The sequence below is a fragment of the Erythrobacter sp. K21-9 genome (assembly GCF_055808355.1).
The window spans coordinates 2720076-2735814 of record NZ_CM147866.1; the positions used below are offsets into that span (position 1 = coordinate 2720076).

Annotated in this window: 18 protein-coding genes, 1 tRNA gene and 1 pseudogene; 12 read left to right on the forward strand and 8 right to left on the reverse strand. The window is 63.3% G+C overall.

The window, feature by feature from the left end; all coding sequences use genetic code 11:
- The first annotated feature begins 114 nt into the window (after window positions 1–114).
- Complete coding sequence (locus tag AC0L39_RS13980; protein ID WP_473258783.1) at window positions 115–1662, forward strand: acyl-CoA carboxylase subunit beta; 1548 nt, start codon at window positions 115–117, stop codon at window positions 1660–1662.
- On the opposite strand, the gene AC0L39_RS13985 is transcribed toward AC0L39_RS13980, so the two are convergent.
- A complete protein-coding gene (locus AC0L39_RS13985; RefSeq protein WP_473258784.1) occupies window positions 1663–2949 on the reverse strand; it encodes a multidrug effflux MFS transporter in 1287 nt (428 codons plus the stop codon). It abuts the gene before it with no gap.
- Window positions 2950–3064: 115 nt separating this feature from the next.
- Between AC0L39_RS13985 and dinB the strand changes: the two genes are divergently transcribed.
- A complete protein-coding gene (gene dinB / locus AC0L39_RS13990) occupies window positions 3065–4198 on the forward strand; it encodes a DNA polymerase IV (protein WP_473258786.1) in 1134 nt (377 codons plus the stop codon).
- Here dinB and AC0L39_RS13995 read toward each other — a convergent pair.
- From AC0L39_RS13995 to AC0L39_RS14010, 4 genes are all read right to left on the reverse strand, one after another.
- On the reverse strand, window positions 4195–4674 hold the full coding sequence (locus tag AC0L39_RS13995; protein ID WP_473258788.1) for an NUDIX hydrolase: 480 nt from the start codon (window positions 4672–4674) through the stop codon (window positions 4195–4197). The two genes, dinB and AC0L39_RS13995, sit on opposite strands and share 4 nt — an antisense overlap.
- Window positions 4674–5309: a 6-phosphogluconolactonase gene (locus tag AC0L39_RS14000; protein WP_473258790.1), complete on the reverse strand. Its 636-nt coding sequence runs from the start codon at window positions 5307–5309 to the stop codon at window positions 4674–4676. Before AC0L39_RS14000 ends, AC0L39_RS13995 begins: the two co-directional genes overlap by 1 nt.
- An 85-nt stretch (window positions 5310–5394) precedes the next feature.
- Window positions 5395–5856 carry a Dps family protein gene (locus AC0L39_RS14005; protein WP_473258792.1) on the reverse strand — a complete coding sequence of 154 codons (462 nt, stop codon included), beginning with the start codon at window positions 5854–5856 and terminating at the stop codon, window positions 5395–5397.
- A gap of 139 nt (window positions 5857–5995) precedes the next feature.
- The gene (locus tag AC0L39_RS14010) at window positions 5996–6559 is read right to left on the reverse strand and encodes a hypothetical protein (protein ID WP_473258794.1); all 564 of its coding nucleotides are present in this window, start codon (window positions 6557–6559) and stop codon (window positions 5996–5998) included.
- A 137-nt stretch (window positions 6560–6696) separates the two neighbouring features.
- Between AC0L39_RS14010 and AC0L39_RS14015 the strand changes: the two genes are divergently transcribed.
- Both AC0L39_RS14015 and AC0L39_RS14020 read left to right on the forward strand, forming a co-directional pair.
- A complete protein-coding gene (locus tag AC0L39_RS14015; RefSeq protein WP_473258795.1) occupies window positions 6697–7491 on the forward strand; it encodes an SDR family oxidoreductase in 795 nt (264 codons plus the stop codon).
- Between the two features lie 81 nt (window positions 7492–7572).
- A complete protein-coding gene (locus tag AC0L39_RS14020) occupies window positions 7573–8643 on the forward strand; it encodes an NAD(P)-dependent alcohol dehydrogenase (protein WP_473258797.1) in 1071 nt (356 codons plus the stop codon).
- A 15-nt stretch (window positions 8644–8658) separates the two neighbouring features.
- On the opposite strand, the gene AC0L39_RS14025 is transcribed toward AC0L39_RS14020, so the two are convergent.
- A complete protein-coding gene (locus tag AC0L39_RS14025; RefSeq protein WP_473258799.1) occupies window positions 8659–9144 on the reverse strand; it encodes an anthrone oxygenase family protein in 486 nt (161 codons plus the stop codon).
- A 178-nt stretch (window positions 9145–9322) separates the two neighbouring features.
- Window positions 9323–9396: transfer RNA gene (locus AC0L39_RS14030), tRNA-Gly, on the reverse strand.
- A 343-nt stretch (window positions 9397–9739) separates the two neighbouring features.
- On the opposite strand from AC0L39_RS14030, the pseudogene AC0L39_RS14035 reads away from it, so the two are divergent.
- The 7 genes and pseudogenes from AC0L39_RS14035 to AC0L39_RS14065 all read left to right on the forward strand — a co-directional run.
- Window positions 9740–9856, forward strand: a pseudogene (locus AC0L39_RS14035) (DUF411 domain-containing protein); the annotation flags it as partial.
- Window positions 9857–10122: 266 nt separating this feature from the next.
- The gene (locus AC0L39_RS14040; RefSeq protein WP_473258801.1) at window positions 10123–11616 is read left to right on the forward strand and encodes a CoA-acylating methylmalonate-semialdehyde dehydrogenase; all 1494 of its coding nucleotides are present in this window, start codon (window positions 10123–10125) and stop codon (window positions 11614–11616) included.
- Between the two features lie 6 nt (window positions 11617–11622).
- Window positions 11623–12237 carry a DUF1214 domain-containing protein gene (locus AC0L39_RS14045; protein WP_473258803.1) on the forward strand — a complete coding sequence of 205 codons (615 nt, stop codon included), beginning with the start codon at window positions 11623–11625 and terminating at the stop codon, window positions 12235–12237.
- Window positions 12234–12746 (forward strand): DUF1254 domain-containing protein, encoded by a 513-nt coding sequence (locus AC0L39_RS14050; protein WP_473258805.1) that lies wholly within the window; start codon window positions 12234–12236, stop codon window positions 12744–12746. The genes AC0L39_RS14045 and AC0L39_RS14050 overlap by 4 nt, the downstream gene beginning before the upstream one ends.
- Before the next feature lie 106 nt (window positions 12747–12852).
- Window positions 12853–13302, forward strand: coding sequence for a hypothetical protein (locus AC0L39_RS14055; RefSeq protein WP_473258807.1), 450 nt, complete (start codon window positions 12853–12855; stop codon window positions 13300–13302).
- Window positions 13303–13368: 66 nt separating this feature from the next.
- Window positions 13369–13689 (forward strand): I78 family peptidase inhibitor, encoded by a 321-nt coding sequence (locus AC0L39_RS14060; protein WP_473258808.1) that lies wholly within the window; start codon window positions 13369–13371, stop codon window positions 13687–13689.
- Window positions 13686–14078 (forward strand): RidA family protein, encoded by a 393-nt coding sequence (locus AC0L39_RS14065; RefSeq protein ID WP_473258809.1) that lies wholly within the window; start codon window positions 13686–13688, stop codon window positions 14076–14078. Before AC0L39_RS14060 ends, AC0L39_RS14065 begins: the two co-directional genes overlap by 4 nt.
- Here AC0L39_RS14065 and AC0L39_RS14070 read toward each other — a convergent pair.
- The gene (locus AC0L39_RS14070; RefSeq protein ID WP_473258811.1) at window positions 14075–14470 is read right to left on the reverse strand and encodes a hypothetical protein; all 396 of its coding nucleotides are present in this window, start codon (window positions 14468–14470) and stop codon (window positions 14075–14077) included. The two genes, AC0L39_RS14065 and AC0L39_RS14070, sit on opposite strands and share 4 nt — an antisense overlap.
- Before the next feature lie 113 nt (window positions 14471–14583).
- Between AC0L39_RS14070 and AC0L39_RS14075 the strand changes: the two genes are divergently transcribed.
- On the forward strand, window positions 14584–15729 hold the full coding sequence (locus tag AC0L39_RS14075) for an acyl-CoA dehydrogenase family protein (RefSeq protein ID WP_473258813.1): 1146 nt from the start codon (window positions 14584–14586) through the stop codon (window positions 15727–15729).
- Window positions 15730–15739: the final 10 nt, after the last annotated feature.

Consider the following 15739-nt stretch of genomic DNA (forward strand, 5'->3'; position numbering starts at 1 on the left):
CAGGCGACAAACGGTTGCGCAGCAACCGCAAGGGCGACCGCCCGCCCGCAGCGACGCGATCTTTGATCGCATGAGCGAGGATTTCGCGCGCCGGATGGCGTGCGGAACACATAAATGACCTGGCAAAAGGAACTCGAAGAACTGCGCCGCCGCGAAGCGCTTGCCGAGGAAATGGGAGGGCCGGACAAGGTCGCCAAGCAGCATGGGCGCGGCAAGATGGATGCGCGCGCGCGGCTCGCGGCGCTCTGCGATGACGGCTCCTTCCGCGAAATCGGCAAGATCGCCGGCAAGGGGCATTACGACGATAATGGCGATCTGACCGGCGTTACCCCCGCCCCCTTTCTGTTCGGCAAGGCCACGATCAACGGCCGTCCAGTCGTCGCCACGGCGGACGATTTCACCATTCGCGGCGGTGCGGCAGATGCGGGGATCAGCCGCAAGATGGTGCAGGCCGAGACAATGGCCCACGAACTCAAGCTCCCCATCATCCGCATGATCGACGGCACCGGCGGCGGTGGCAGCGTCAAAACGCTCGAACAGATCGGCGCGACCTATATCCCCGCCGTTCCCGGCTGGGGCGACGTGGTGGAGAACCTCGACACCGTGCCGGTCGTGGCGCTGGCGCTCGGCCCGACCGCCGGGCTGGGCGCAGCGCGCACGGTGGCGAGCCACTACTCGGTCATGGTGCGCGGGCTCTCACAGATCTTTGCCGCTGGTCCCGCCGTTGTCGGCGCGATGGGCGCGAATTACGAGCAGGCCAAGGATCACGGGCAAGCCAAGGAGGAACTCGGCGGCGCGGACATCCATACCCGCAACGGCGTGGTCGATGACGAAGTGGCGAGCGAGGCGGAAGCCTTCGCCCGCGCGCGGCATTTCCTCGCCTTCATGCCTGAACATGTCGGCCAGCTGGCGCGCCGATCCAATTGCACCGACCCGGTTCATCGCCGCGAGGAGGAGCTGCTCAGCCTTGTCCCGCACGATCCCAAACAGGTCTATTCGATGCGCCGCTGCCTGGGGTTGGTGTTCGACCAGGGAACCGTGTTCGAAATCGGCAAGAACTGGGGCCGCGCGGCGATCACGGCCCTCGCCCGGCTCGATGGCTATCCGGTTTGCGTGGTGGCGAGCGACCCGAGTTATCTCGGCGGATCGTGGGAGGCCAAGACATCGGAAAAGGTCGAACGTTTCGTCAAACTGGCCGACCAGTTCCGTCTGCCCATCGTCCACATGGTCGACAATCCCGGCTTCATGATCGGGCGCAAAGCGGAGATGGCGGGAACGATCCGCTACGGCGTGCAGGCGATGAACGCGATCTACCGCGCCACCGTCCCGCTCGCCAGCATCGTCCTGCGCCGCGCATACGGCATCGCGGGCAGCGCGATGAGCAATGCCGAGAGGTATCAGTACCGGTTCTGCTGGCCGAGCGGCGACTGGGGCAGCCTGCCCATCGCGGGCGGGCTGGAGGTAGCCTACAAGTCAGAACTCGAAGCCAGCGATGACCCCGCAGCCGAGCTGGAAGCGATTAGGGAGCGGCTGGCAAAGGTCACTTCGCCCTTCCGCAGCGCCGAGCGGTTCAACGTCGAGGACATCATCGACCCGCGCGATACGCGGCCCTTGCTGTGCGAATTTGCGGAACTGGCGTGGCGTAAACTCGAGACCGAGTAGTTATTCCGCAGGCGCCGTGCCGGGGCCCATCTCGTCTTCGGGCGGGCCGAACAGCTTGCCCTTTTCGCTGAACAGCACGAGCGCGAGGCACGTCAGCCCGCTCGCCAAGAGCGCCAGTGCGAGCGGCTGCGCGGTGCCATCGAAGGCGTAGCCAATCGCCGCGCCCAGCACCGCCGCCATGGTCAGGCGGACGAAGCCGTGCACGCTGCTCGCTGCGCCTGCAATGGCGAAGAACGGGTTCATCGCGATCGAGCCGAAATTGCTGCCGATAAAGCCGAGCAGCATCATGTTGGTCGCCATCAGCGGTACGAAGACAAGGAGGCTCTGCTGCGGCTGGAAGGCAAAGAACACCTGCGCCGCAGCCACTGCGATGAAGGCAAACAGGGCGGTGTGGCTCACCCGCCGCGCACCGAAGCGTTCGACAATGCGTGAATTCGACCAGCTTGCCAGCGCCATCGACCCTGCGCAGATGCCGAACACGATGGGGAAAAGGTCGCCTGCGCCGAAGGTCTCGGTGATCAGCTGCTGCGAGGAATTGATGAACCCGAACAATGCGCCGAACACGACCGCGCTGCCAAAGATATACCCTACGACGCTCGGCAGGCTGACCGCGCGCGCCATGTTTCGCCCGATCACGCGTGGACGGATTTCCTGGCGGTTATCCTCTGTCAGGCTTTCCGGCAGGCGGAAATAGACCCAGCTTCCGATGATGATGCCTTGCAAGGCCATCGCTACGAAGATCGCGCGCCAGTCCGCGACCATCAGGATCAGCTCACCAATGCCGGGTGCGAGTGCGGGGACCATCAGGAAGATCACGAAGATCAGGCTCATCATGCGCGCCATCTTGTCGCCGCCCACGCGGTCGCGGATAATCGCGGGGGGAAGCGCGACGATGCCTGCGCCGAAAAATCCCTGCGCGGCACGAACCGCAATCAGCGCCTCGTAGGAGGTGACCAATGCGCTTGCGAAAGAGAGTGCGATATAGACGCCGATAGACCCGAGCAGGATGGGCCTGCGCCCGAACCTGTCCGCCAGCGCGCCCGGCACCAGCGCGCCGATCCCTGCGGTGAGCAGGTAGACGCCGATCACGAATTGACGGTCATTCCCTTCAACCGAGAGCGCCAGCGCAAGCTCGTCGAGCGCGGGCAGGATCGCGTCGATGCCGAAAGCCTGCAAGGCCATCAGCAGCGCCATCATCCAGATAAGCTCGGTCTCTCCCATCGATCTGGGAGTGCGCGAGGCGTCTGCCTTTTGGGCACGCGCAGGAGGGGTGGTCGTGGTCACCATCGGCGGCCCTTTGCCCAAAGGCTCGCCGGAAGACCACTGTTCTTTTCGCATGTGCACAAAATCTTTGTGCACGCGAAAGGTTCCTCAGCGCGGCGCTTGACCCTATCTTTGCCGCATGGCTGAACCGGCAACCAGCGATGAAGATGAAGAGGCGGCAGGCCTGCGCAAGATCATCCATGTCGACATGGATGCGTTCTTTGCCAGCGTCGAGCAGCGCGACAATCCTGAATTGCAAGGCAAACCCGTCGCGGTCGGCGGATCGGGCGGGCGCGGCGTGGTCGCAGCGGCGAGTTACGAGGCGCGCAAGTTTGGCGTGAAAAGCGCGATGCCATCGGTCACAGCCAAGCGGCTGTGCCCCGACCTGATCTTCGTCAAAAGCAATTTCGACGCCTACAAGGAAGCCAGCCGCCAGATCCGCGCGATCTTTGGTCACCACACCCCGCATGTCGAACCGCTCAGCCTCGATGAGGCGTTCCTCGACGTGACCGAGGACAAGCTTGGCATCGGCAGCGCAACCCGCATTGCCGAACTGATCCGGCAGGAGATCAAGGCCAAGACCCGTCTGACCGCGAGCGCGGGCGTGTCCTACAACAAGTTCCTCGCCAAGCTGGCGAGCGACCAGAACAAGCCCGACGGCATGTGTATCATCCGACCCGGACAAGGCGCCGATTTCGTCGCTGGCCTGCCGATCCGGCGATTTCACGGCGTCGGGCCGAAGGCGGAGGAGAAGATGAAGCGGCTCGGCATCGAAACCGGAGCGGATCTCGCGGCGAAGGACATCGCGTTTCTGCGCGCCAATTTCGGCAGCTTTGCCGATTACCTGTTCCGGGCTGCACGCGGGATCGACCTGCGACCGGTGCGCGCGCACCGGCAGCGCAAATCGGTCGGCGGGGAACGCACCTTCAGCGAGGATATTTCGAGCGGGGCGCAGCTGCGCGAGACGCTGGATAACATTGTGGACATCGTGTGGACGCGCGTGGAAAACGCCGGCGGAAATGACAGGAAAGTGCGCGGGCACACCGTGACGCTCAAGCTGAAATTCACCGATTTCCAGCTGATGACGCGCGCAAAATCTGTGTCCCACTGGGTCGAGGACAAGACCGAATTTGCCCGCCTTGGACGCGCATTGCTGGAAGAGGCGCTGCCGCTGCCCATGCCGATCCGCCTGATGGGTCTGACGCTGTCCAATCTCGACCGCGGCGACACCAAGGACCCCGCACCCGACAACGCGCAGCTATCGCTGCTCTAATCGGCGCCTGTCCCGCGTGCTTTCCACGCCGCAATGCGCGAGCGGGTTAGCTTGCCCAGCGGTTCGGGGAGCGAATGCGAGGGGAAGAAACGCGCGGCGATCACTTCGCGCCGGTCCGGTACAGGGCGGGTGTTGCAAATGGCGGCGAACAGGTTGGCGGTATGCGGCGCTCCGGACAATTCCTCCTCCAGCGTTGCCACCCGTTCCAGTGCCGTGATCTCGACACCCAATTCTTCGCGCACTTCACGCCGGGCGCATTCCGCCGGGTCTTCACCGGGTTTCAGCCCGCCGCCTGGTAGCGCCCATACATCAGGCCCGTAGGAGTGGCGCAGCAGCAGCACATCGCCGTGCATATTGGTCAGAACCACGCTGACGCCCGCAATCGGCTTACCGTGAAACTTGCGCCAGCGGTGCCGGATCTTGTGCGCCAGCGGCATCAGCGCGCGGTGCAGGGGAGCGGGGATCAGACCAATCATCAGGTGAAGCAGGCGATCTCTATGTCGCCGCGTGCCTGCGCGGCTTGCAACAGGCGCGCGGCGGGCAAATCATGCTCGCCCGCAGCAGCCCCCTCGAACACCGCGAGCTTGTCCTTCGCCCCGCCGAGTGTGAACAGGATGGCGTCCGTATCCAGCAAGGCTGGCAATGTCAGGGTGATGCGGTCGAACGGCGCGTGAGCAGGCAGCGGATCGGGGGTGAGGCGGCGGACACGCTCCGGATCGTCCAGTTGGGGATCGGTGTTCGGAAACAGCGATGCGATATGACCGTCTGGTCCCATCCCGAGCCACGTCAGGGCAAAGCGCGGGGGTGCGCTCTCTTCTGTGAGCGTGATCACTTTCGCGCCCGCCGGCTCGAGCAGCGCGCGCATCTTGCCGGTGTTGGAGGCATCGTGATCTTCGGGCACGATCCGGTCGTCATTGGGCCAGAAGTGGAGGCGCCCCCAATCGAGATCGCGTTCGACCAGCTCGGCCAGGATCGGAAACGGTGTCGATCCGCCCGGTATGGTGACGGCGACCGATCCCTCGGCCGCTTCCAGCGCCGATGTGAGGCGGGATTCGAGCCAGTCGGCAATCGTGCCTGTCGGGGCATCATGGGTGAATGTGACGGTGTTCATGGCGCGAACTATAGCAAAAGGGCCGCTCCCGGCTATGCGGAAACGGCCCCTTGGACGTGTGCGCCTGTAAGCGCATTCGTATTTCTTATCCGAGCAGCGAGTTGAGGAACCAGACGCGTTCCTCTGCCATGTCGGTCCAGTCGTCGATCAAGCCGTCGGTGGCGTTGTCGCCTGCCTGTTCGGCAAGGTCCTTCATGCCCTTTAGGCGGTCAACCATTGACTGGTTGTCGTCACGCAGTTCGGTGATCATGTCTTCGGCGCTCAGCGTGGCGCTATCCTGGTTTTTGACCTGAGTCATTTCCGAAATCATGCCGACCGAGGTGATGGTGTCGCCGCCCTGCTTGCGGGCACGCTCACCGATCGCATCGATCTGGTCGCGAATTTCGATCGCCTGTTCGTCGAACAGCAGGTGCAGGTCGCGGAACCGCGGACCCTTCACGTGCCAGTGAAAGTTCTTGGTCTTCACATACAGCGCAAAGTGGTCTGCGAGCAGCCCGTTAATCTCGGCGATGAGTGCGGTTTTCGAATTGTTGTTGGGATCAAGCATGCTTGTCCTCCTTGTCATGTGGATGGGTGACGCCCGGCTCTTGGGGAGAGTGAGACGCCTTTTGTTCGTTCACTAATGCAACGGTTCGGCAGGCGATTTGTTTCGAGGAAAACCCAATCGCACTAATCGGGTAAACCGATCACATGGCCGCGTAACGAGCGTTCAATCCGATCAATAGCGCCGCAACAATCAAACACACGCCAATGGCTCGCCGTATCCACAGCAGCGGCGCGCGCTCCAGCCGGTCCTTGCCCAGCAACCAGCCCATCGCGATGGCCGCAGCGCCGCCCAGCGCGCCGCCGATCACGGTCACCAAGGGGTAGACGGCCTGCGCGGCGAAGGCGAAAATCACGAAGCGGGCAGCGTCCATGATCTGGCGGGTGAACACGACCGCGCCGATGGCGACGTAGCTGCGCGTGGGTTCCTTCATGCGTTTCAGCTGCACTGGCCACAGCATCTCGATCCCGGCCATTCCCAGCGCGATGGCCACCAGCATGTCTGCGGCGCGAGAGGGCAGCAGTCCGGCGATGCTCCAACCGGCATAGGCCATCACCCCAGCGCTCGCCGCGGCGCAGGCAATGCCGACCACCAGGATCGGCAATGTGCGGCCCGCCGCGTCGGAGAACTGCCCGACGATGAGCTGGTCGCGCCCGCCCAGCGCGATCACGAATGTCAGGATCAGAGTCAGCAGGAAAGCATCCATTACGCCCGCCGCCCTAGCACGCTGGGCCGCACTGACCAGCCCGGCGCGCCGCGATCCGCGCCCTGCTTCATTTTGGCGGGTGGCAGCGATCCGCGAACCGGCCTAGGCATGGCCGGGAGAGACATGAAGGAGAGGCAATGAAGCTCGAACAAGGCATGGCCGCCATCGTCACCGGCGGCGCATCGGGACTGGGCCGGGCCAGCGCGGCGGCACTCGCGGAAAAAGGGCTGAAAGTCGCGATCTTCGACATCAATGACGAGGCGGGAGAGGAGCGCGCCGCCGCCATCGGGGGCACTTATCACCATGTCGATATCACCGACGAACAAAGCGCACTGGACGGCTTTGCCGCCTCCCGCGCCGCGAATGGCCAGGAACGCGTCACCGTCCACTGCGCAATGGCATCGAAGCGCGGCAAGACCGTAGGTTATGACAAGGAGACCGGCGGATACAAGCGCCTGCCGACCGAGGATTACGCGTTCGGCGCCGAGGGCATTCTCGTCGCCAGCTACCGCATCGCCAGCATTTCTGCGCTCGGCATGGCGAACGCCGATCCGGTCAATGCAGACGGGGAGCGGGGCTCGATCACGCTTACCGCCAGCGTGGCGGCGCAGGACGGGCAGATCGGGCAGGTCATCTACGGATCGTGCAAGTCGGGAGTGAACGGCCTCGTCCTGCCGATGGCGCGCGACCTGATGGATCTCGGCATCCGGGTAAACTCGGTCATGCCCGGCATCTTCGCGACCCCGCTGATGCTCGGCATGAAGGACCGCAACCCGCAGATGTGGGACCAATTGAACGCCAGCGTCCCCTTCCCCAAACGCCTCGGCGAACCGGAAGAATTCGCGTCGCTCATCGTCGAGATCGCGCGCAACAGCTACATCAACGGACATCAATTGAGGCTCGACGGAGCGATAAGAATGCCGCCCCGGTGATCTCTCACGGCCTACCGGCCGGCGGGCAGTCGCCCTTGCGATCCTACGGCCCGAATTCCTCTAATCTGAAAGGTTCTCCACGTGGCCACAACTACCAACGAATACCCGACCAAAGCTTACGGCGCGACCGCGCCCGACAGCGGCGTTGGCCCGATGGATATCACCCGCCGGGGCCTGCGCGATGACGATGTCCTGATCGAGATCAGCCATTGCGGCATCTGCCATTCGGACCTGCACTCGGCGCGCAACGATTGGGGCTTTACGACCTACCCGATCGTTCCGGGGCACGAGATCGTCGGCACGGTCAGCGCGGTTGGCGACGATGTCACCAGGCACAAGGTCGGCGACCGGGTCGCCATTGGCTGCATGGTCGATAGCTGCCTCGAATGTAAGCATTGCGAGGCCGACCTTGAACAATACTGCCTCGATGGCGGCATGACCGGCACTTACAACGGCAAGGACCGGCGCGACGGATCGACCACATTTGGCGGCTATTCGGAGCGGATCGTGTGCCGCGAGGAATTCGTTCTGAAGGTGCCGGACGCTCTGCCAATGGCCGAAGCTGCACCGCTGCTGTGCGCCGGGATCACATCCTATTCGCCGCTGCGCACGTGGAAGGTCGGCCCCGGCTCGAAAGTCGCGGTCGCAGGGCTTGGCGGGCTTGGTCACATGGGCGTGAAGCTGGCAGCGGCGATGGGCGCGGAAGTGACCGTCCTGTCCCGCAGCGAATCCAAGCGCGAGGACGCCGAAAAGCTCGGCGCGCACGCCTTTCTAAACACCGGCGACAAGGCCGCGATTAAGGCCAAGGCGGGCTATTTCGACATGGTGCTCAACACCATCCCCGTGCGCCATGACGTCACCCCCTATCTCCAGCTGTTGCGGATCGACGGGGTGCAGGTGCTGGTCGGCATGATTGACATGCTGCCCGAGCTTCACACCGGCGTGCTGCTGGGCCGCAAGGTGCTGACGGGTAGCGGCATCGGAGGCCTTGAGGAAACGCAGGAGATGCTCGATTTCTGCGCCGAGCATTCGATACTGCCAGAAATCGAGACGATCGCGATGCAGGACATCCAGACCGCCTATGACCGGATGGAGGCAAGCGATATCAAGTACCGCTTCGTCATCGACATGGAGAGCCTGCGCGAGGGGTGAGTGCGCGCGTCTCGCTTACGACCGCTCGGCCAGCGCCAGTATGAGCAATCCGAGCGCAATGGTGCAGGATAGTGTCCGTACGTGATTGAACGGCAACCAGCGCTGCATGTACCGCGCCCACATCTTTTCTGCGTCATCGCCCCGCGCGGCGGTTGCTTCGAGAGCGTTGTTGAGCGGCACATTGCCCGCGACCGTGACGACGAACATGCCCGCGACGTAAATCGCGCTCCCGGCCAGCATCGCTGCCGCTCCCGGCGCAGACAGATCGAGCGCAGCGATTACGAACAGCGCCGCGCAGACGAGAGTGCTTGCGAAGAATAGCGGCAGGAAAGCGGATTGCACGATCACTCGGTTTATAGACTGCATCGCAATCATCCCCATCGGACGCTCGATCCGGTCGAGCGAGCGCATCACGAATACCGAGAAGGTGAAGTAAACCCCCGCCATCACCCCGACAGACAGGGCTGCAAACCACAGCGCCAGGTCAATCGCAAATGCCATTCGAATACCCCCTCCGGATGCAGTGATCGAGCAGCGGGTTTCATAGCAAATCGCACCGGGCGCGGCCAATGAAGCGAAAAACCGAGGAACGTGCCTGACCGACCGCGCTCAAATAGCGAAGCGGTAGCGCAAAGAAACACGCGCTCAAGAAGCGCAGCGGTAGCGCAGACAAAAACTCTGGAGCGGGTGAAGGGAATCGAACCCTCGTCGTCAGCTTGGGAAGCTGCTGCTCTACCATTGAGCTACACCCGCTCGGCGCCGCAGCGTTTGTCGTGTGAGGCTGCGCGCGTCAACGCGAATCTTGCTCGCCGGCAATCCGGTGCGGCGAAGAACTCGATTGAAAATTGCTGCCTGGTTGCGCTAAACGGCGGTCATGAATTACGCTGCAAAGAACGTCCTCCGCAAACCCGTTTTGGCCCTCGCGCTGCTGGTCTCCGCTGCGTGCGGTGGCGCCGCGCAGGCCGCCGAAGTGACGATGTTCCGAAGCCCTTCGTGCGGGTGCTGTCTCGAATGGCTCGAACACATGCGCCAATACTGGACCGCTGCCGGTGAGACCGGCGAGGTGAAGTCGGTCAGCACTCCGGATATGCAGTCGATGAAACGGCGCGCCGGTGTGCCCGCCGACCTTTCCTCGTGTCATACAACGCTGGTCGATGGCTATGTGATCGAGGGTCATGTGCCCGCTGCCGATGTGGCCCGTCTGCTCAAGGAGCGGCCCGAGGGCGTGCGCGGGCTGGCGGTCGCGGGAATGCCGATCGGCTCGCCCGGCATGGAGTATGGCGACCGCCAGCAGGCGTACAATGTCGTCGCTTTCGGGCCGTACCGGACGCACCATCTGGTCGAGCTATCCGGCAAGCGGCGGCTAAACCTCTCCGCCTGCCAAAGCGTCAAAAACAAGCACTTTAGCGAGGCGGCTTCCCCTTGCCGCTGCGCGCGCGCTGTTGCATTGGCTGCAGCAAGGAAGAGGAGATTCCCCCCATGCGTCAGATTGACCATTTCATTGTCGGCGACAGCCCCGCCCCGACCCGCAAGCATCAGGTCTGGAACCCGTCCACCGGCGAGGTCCAGGCAGAGGTCGGCCTTGGCAATGCCGCCTTGCTCGACCAGGCGGTCGCGACGGCGTTGAAGGTCCAGCCCGAATGGGCCGCGACCAACCCGCAGAAACGCGCCCGCGTCATGTTCAAGTTCAAGGAGCTGATCGAGGCGAACATGCAAGCCCTCGCCGAGCTGCTTTCCTCGGAGCACGGCAAGGTGATCGACGACGCAAAGGGCGATGTGCAGCGCGGGCTTGAAGTGATCGAATATGCCTGCGGCATCCCGCAGGTGCTGAAGGGCGAATACACGCAGGGCGCCGGTCCGGGGATAGACGTCTATTCGATGCGCCAGCCGCTTGGCATCGGGGCCGGCATCACCCCGTTCAACTTCCCGGCGATGATCCCGATGTGGATGTTCGGCATGGCCATCGCTGCGGGCAATGCGTTTATCCTCAAACCGTCGGAGCGCGATCCAAGCGTTCCCGTGCGCCTCGCCGAATTGTTCCTTGAAGCGGGCGCGCCCGAAGGGCTGCTGCAAGTCGTGCACGGCGACAAGGAAATGGTCGACGCGATCCTCGATCACCCGGCGATTTCGGCGATCAGTTTCGTCGGGTCGTCCGACATCGCGCAATATATCTACTCACGCGGGACCGCGAATGCCAAGCGTGTGCAGGCCTTTGGCGGCGCCAAGAACCACGGTATAGTCATGCCCGACGCCGATCTCGATCAGGTGGTGAACGACCTGGCGGGCGCGGCCTTCGGCTCGGCGGGTGAGCGCTGCATGGCGCTGCCGGTGGTTGTCCCGGTTGGCGAGGACACTGCGGAGCGGCTCAAGGAAAAGCTTATCCCGGCGATCCACGCGCTCAATATCGGCGTGTCGAGCGATCCGGACGCGCATTACGGCCCGGTCGTGACCCCGGAGCACAAGTCCCGCATCGAAGGCTGGATCGACACCGCCGAGAAAGAAGGCGCTGAGATCGTCGTCGATGGCCGCGGCTTCACGCTTCAAGGCCATGAAAAAGGCTTCTTCGTCGGGCCGACCCTGATCGACCATGTCACGCCCAAGATGGAGAGCTATCAGGAAGAGATCTTCGGCCCCGTGCTTCAGATCGTGCGCGCTAACGATTTCGAGGACGCTTTGCGCCTGCCGAGCGATCACCAATACGGAAACGGAGTGGCGATCTTCACCCGCAACGGCCACGCCGCGCGCGAATTTGCAAGCCGCGTGAACGTCGGCATGGTCGGCATCAACGTGCCGATCCCGGTCCCGGTCAGCTATCACTCATTCGGCGGTTGGAAACGTTCGGGATTTGGCGACATCGACCAATACGGGACCGAGGGCCTCAAATTCTGGACCAAGCTCAAGAAGGTCACCCAGCGCTGGCCCGATGGCGGCGGTGATGGGTCGAACGCATTTGTCATTCCCACGATGGGATGACGGGCCTTGAAACGCGCGCTGACTTATCTTGCATTTGCCCTGCTGGGCATCGCGATAGGAGGGTATTCCGCGCTGGCAATGGCCGGTCTGCTGCCCGGTGATCGCCGCACTCAGGGTCCGATCGAGCTGGACAAGTGGTACGGCGATTTCGCCATGGGTTCGGAAGATGCAAGCCCGTATTCTCGTGCCCGGATCGCGCGCCACGGCCTGCTCGCATTGGCCAATACCGAAGCGGTTTACTTCACCCGGAGTGTCGATGATGGCGGCAGGCCGTTCTCCGAGGATTGCCGATACCGGATCAGCGGCGGCGCGATGCCAGCGCGCTGGTGGTCGGTGACGCTCTATAATTCGGATAATTTTCTGCCCGACAACGCCGATGGCGCGCTCAGTTTCGATGCCAGCCGCGCCGAAGCGCAAGGCGGCGAAGGTGGCGCATGGTCCGCGATCATCGCACCTTCAGAGCCCGGAGGCGAGACCGGCTGGATATCGAGCAGGGCCTCCGGTGAATTCGATCTGACCTTCCGGCTCTATGTTCCCGATCAAGGCGTGCTGGAGCGGCCCCGAGAAACGATCGCGGCGCCATCGGTCGAGCGCATCGGATGTTCAGGGGACGCGGCATGAAGCGGTTACTGGGTCCGCTCGCCGTCAGTGCCGCGCTCGGCATCATCGCTCACGCCGCGATAGTCCACTATGCGCCGTCATTCATCATGGACCGCGCCTACACCTTGATCGGCGAGCGCGGCACGCCGGTTCACGGCTTCGCGCTCGCTCCGCAGATGCGGCCCGATACGCAAAGCGTTGTGCGCCCCTCCCCCGATCTGGCCTATTCGGGATGCCGGTTCGACCTTGGCGAGGCTCCCGATGGCGTGCGGGTGAGAATGGGCGGTTACGAGGGCTATTCCAGCCTGTCTTTCTTCGACGCACGGACCAACAATTTCCGCACCATTCGCGGCAATGGCGAGCCGCAGGAAACCGTACTGCTGGCAGAGGGGAGCGGCGCCGCTGCCGAGAATGCGACCTACACGCAGTTTGATAAGGGCATCATCCTGATCCGCCGCCTCGCTCCGACCGATGAAGATTACGCGCGGGTCGTCGAAGCGGCCAGGAACGATATCTGCAAAGCTCTGTAGGACTGCGCCCGGCTTATGCAATTTGATCGGACAGCGCATTTGGCTCGCCGCGCGCGCTTCGCTAAGGCAATCTCACCGCAATTGGCGGCACCACGGAGCTGGAACGATGATGCGACGAGTTACGGGCTTGGCAGCGATGGCGCTGCTCATGACTGCCTGCGGCGCTGGCGATGAGCCGGTGGAACAGCAGCAGGCCGAAACGCCGTCCGACGAAACAATGCCTTCCGGCGAAACAATGATGCCGGTCGAACCCGATGGCGGCATCGGGGATGGCGCGGGGCCACCGGGCGGGTCCGCCGCGCTGACCCCCGCCCGCTTTCATGGCATGTGGGATTACGAAGGCGGGACCTGCAACCCGGCCAGCGACATGCTGATGGAAATTTCTGCATCCGAGATCCTGTTCTACGAGATCGATCGGCGCGGTCAGCGGAGTGGAGATGGAAGGCGACGACGTGGTTGTCCGGCTCGACATGGAAGGAGAAGGCGAAACCTGGACGCAGCAGACGAGGTTCTCGCTCGTTGGCGATGGCGAAGACCAGCGCTTGCATGTCTCTGACGGCGAAGCGCCCAAGGAAGACGATGATTATCCCAGCAAACGATGCCCGAGTTGATGAGAGCCACGATGACACGATATCTTGCCGCCCTTCCCCTTGGCCTGACACTCGCCGCATGTGCGGGCAGCATACCTGCGCCTGACGCCAGCAAAGCGCCCGCCGAACCGCTCAGGAAACCGGCAAGCGCTGTATGCGATGCGGAGCCGGTGCAGGGGTTTATCGGCGAGGAGGCCACACAAGCGGCAGGCGCAGCGATCCTCGCCGAAAGCGGTGCGCGCGCCTTGCGCTGGGGGCCGCCCAACACGGCATGGACAATGGACTACCGCGAGGACCGCGTGAGCGTGCGTTATGATGACGACATGACGATAATCGCGATCTCCTGCGGATGACGGACAGGCAGCACGCGACATCGGGCTCCCCGTTCGAGGAGCAGTTCGGGTTCTGCCGCGCGGTGCGCGAAGGCAACCGGATTATCGTCGCCGGGACCGGTCCGATCGAACCCGGCGGCACCTCGACGCCCGGCGGCGCAGCGGAGCAGGCCGCGCGGTGCTGCGAGCTAATCATCGCCGCTATCGAGGATCTGGGCGGGAGCGCGCAGGACGTCGTGCGCGCGCGGATGCTGCTCACCGATCCGCACGATCAGGACGCGGTCGGCGCAGTCCATGCGCGCTATTTCGGGAGCGCGCGGCCTGCCGCGACAATGGCCGGGGTAGCATGGCTGTGCCGCCCGGAATGGAAAGTCGAAATCGAAGCCGAGGCCATCCTTTCCGGCGACTAGGCCGGATGCAATCCTATTCCCGCTGCGGCCAAGCGGCGCTCGGACAAGCCGATCAACTGGTCCAGCCGTTCCATCGCTTCCATCTCTTGCGCCGTGACGATCGGCTTCAAGGCTCCGTTCGCCAGCTCGAGCGCGATAACAGGCAGCGGCAAAGTCAGACCGGGCAATCTTGCTGCATGATCGTCGCGGTGCAGTTCGACCTTTTCCAGCGGAACGCGCTGCAGGAAGCGCTTCCATTCGCGCTTCACCGTGAAGAACCCGAAAGCCAGCGCGCACAGGGGACATGGGTAGCTTTGCGCGGCGAAGGTCTTGTGAAAGCTGTCGCGGAGCGCGTTCAGCAATCCACCATCGGCGTTATACACCAGGATCAGCTTGGGCGGTGTCGGGGTCATACCGTTACTACGTCCGAAGCGCCAAATCGGTTACCCGTCACGCAAGACCACTGGCAAAAATCTGGGTGTCAGGCCCCTTCCCTCGCCCTGACCAACGGGCTAATGCGCCCCTCATGCAAGGACAATTCTCACTCACCGACGATCAGCTCGCGATCCAGGAAATGGCGCAGCGTTTTACAGCCGACAATATCACGCCCCATGCCGGGGAATGGGACGAGAAACACCACTTCCCCAAGGACGTGATCAAGCAAAGCGCCGAGCTTGGCTTTGGCGCGATCTATGTTTCCGAGGAATCGGGCGGAATTGGCCTCGGGCGGCTCGAGGCTGCGCTGATCATGGAGGCAATGGCCTATGGCTGCCCGACGACCAGCGCGTTCATCTCGATTCACAACATGGCCGCATGGATGATCGACCAGTTCGGCGGCGCGGGCGTGAAGGCGAAATACCTGCCCGACCTTATCGGGATGGAGAAGATCGCCAGCTATTGCCTCACCGAACCGGGCAGCGGATCGGATGCGGCGGGGCTGAAGGCCAGCGCGAAACTAGATGGCGACCATTACGTGCTCAACGGCACCAAGCAGTTCATCTCCGGCGGCGGCGTCAACGATGTCTATGTCACGATGGTCCGCACCGGCGAGCACAAGACCAAGGGTATCACCTGCCTCGTGATCGACAAGGACACACCGGGTGTCAGCTTTGGCGCGCCGGAGAAGAAACTCGGTTGGAACGCGTCACCCACCGCGCAGGTCATCTTCGAAGATGCGCGCGTGCCGGTAGAGAACCGCGTTGGCGATGAGGGCGAAGGGTTCCGGTTTGCGATGATGGGTCTCGATGGCGGACGCCTGAACATCGGCGCGTGTTCGCTTGGCGGCGCGCAAAGGTGCCTCGACGAAGCGGTCGCCTACACCAAGGATCGCAAGCAGTTCGACCAGTCGATAGCGGACTTTCAGAACACCCAGTTCATGCTCGCCGACATGGCGACGGACCTCGAGGCGGCGCGCGCGCTGCTTTACCTCGCAGCGGCGAAGGTCACCGACAACGCGCCGGACAAATCGCGCTTCTCGGCAATGGCAAAGCGGCTGGCGACCGACAATGGCAGCAAGGTCGTGAACGACGCGCTGCAACTCTTCGGCGGCTACGGCTATCTCAAGGATTACCCGATCGAACGCTTCTGGCGCGATCTGCGCGTGCACTCGATTCTCGAAGGCACCAACCAGGTAATGCGCATGATCGTCGGCCGCGATCTGCTGCGCCAGTAAGGACCGCGAA

What these genes read in the sequence shown, in the direction of transcription:
- AC0L39_RS13980 (WP_473258783.1), top strand. Translation starts at nt 115, where the DNA reads ATGACCTGGCAAAAGGAACTCGAAGAACTGCGCCGCCGCGAAGCGCTT.
- AC0L39_RS14015 (WP_473258795.1), top strand. Translation starts at nt 6,697, where the DNA reads ATGAAGCTCGAACAAGGCATGGCCGCCATCGTCACCGGCGGCGCATCG.
- AC0L39_RS14075 (WP_473258813.1), top strand. Translation starts at nt 14,584, where the DNA reads ATGCAAGGACAATTCTCACTCACCGACGATCAGCTCGCGATCCAGGAA.
- AC0L39_RS14065 (WP_473258809.1), top strand. Translation starts at nt 13,686, where the DNA reads ATGACGGACAGGCAGCACGCGACATCGGGCTCCCCGTTCGAGGAGCAG.
- dinB (WP_473258786.1), top strand. Translation starts at nt 3,065, where the DNA reads ATGGCTGAACCGGCAACCAGCGATGAAGATGAAGAGGCGGCAGGCCTG.
- AC0L39_RS14005 (WP_473258792.1), bottom strand. Translation starts at nt 5,856, where the DNA reads ATGCTTGATCCCAACAACAATTCGAAAACCGCACTCATCGCCGAGATT.
- AC0L39_RS14050 (WP_473258805.1), top strand. Translation starts at nt 12,234, where the DNA reads ATGAAGCGGTTACTGGGTCCGCTCGCCGTCAGTGCCGCGCTCGGCATC.
- AC0L39_RS14010 (WP_473258794.1), bottom strand. Translation starts at nt 6,559, where the DNA reads ATGGATGCTTTCCTGCTGACTCTGATCCTGACATTCGTGATCGCGCTG.
- AC0L39_RS14000 (WP_473258790.1), bottom strand. Translation starts at nt 5,309, where the DNA reads ATGAACACCGTCACATTCACCCATGATGCCCCGACAGGCACGATTGCC.
- AC0L39_RS14040 (WP_473258801.1), top strand. Translation starts at nt 10,123, where the DNA reads ATGCGTCAGATTGACCATTTCATTGTCGGCGACAGCCCCGCCCCGACC.
- AC0L39_RS13985 (WP_473258784.1), bottom strand. Translation starts at nt 2,949, where the DNA reads ATGGTGACCACGACCACCCCTCCTGCGCGTGCCCAAAAGGCAGACGCC.
- AC0L39_RS14055 (WP_473258807.1), top strand. Translation starts at nt 12,853, where the DNA reads ATGATGCGACGAGTTACGGGCTTGGCAGCGATGGCGCTGCTCATGACT.
- AC0L39_RS14025 (WP_473258799.1), bottom strand. Translation starts at nt 9,144, where the DNA reads ATGGCATTTGCGATTGACCTGGCGCTGTGGTTTGCAGCCCTGTCTGTC.
- AC0L39_RS13995 (WP_473258788.1), bottom strand. Translation starts at nt 4,674, where the DNA reads ATGATTGGTCTGATCCCCGCTCCCCTGCACCGCGCGCTGATGCCGCTG.
- AC0L39_RS14060 (WP_473258808.1), top strand. Translation starts at nt 13,369, where the DNA reads ATGACACGATATCTTGCCGCCCTTCCCCTTGGCCTGACACTCGCCGCA.
- AC0L39_RS14070 (WP_473258811.1), bottom strand. Translation starts at nt 14,470, where the DNA reads ATGACCCCGACACCGCCCAAGCTGATCCTGGTGTATAACGCCGATGGT.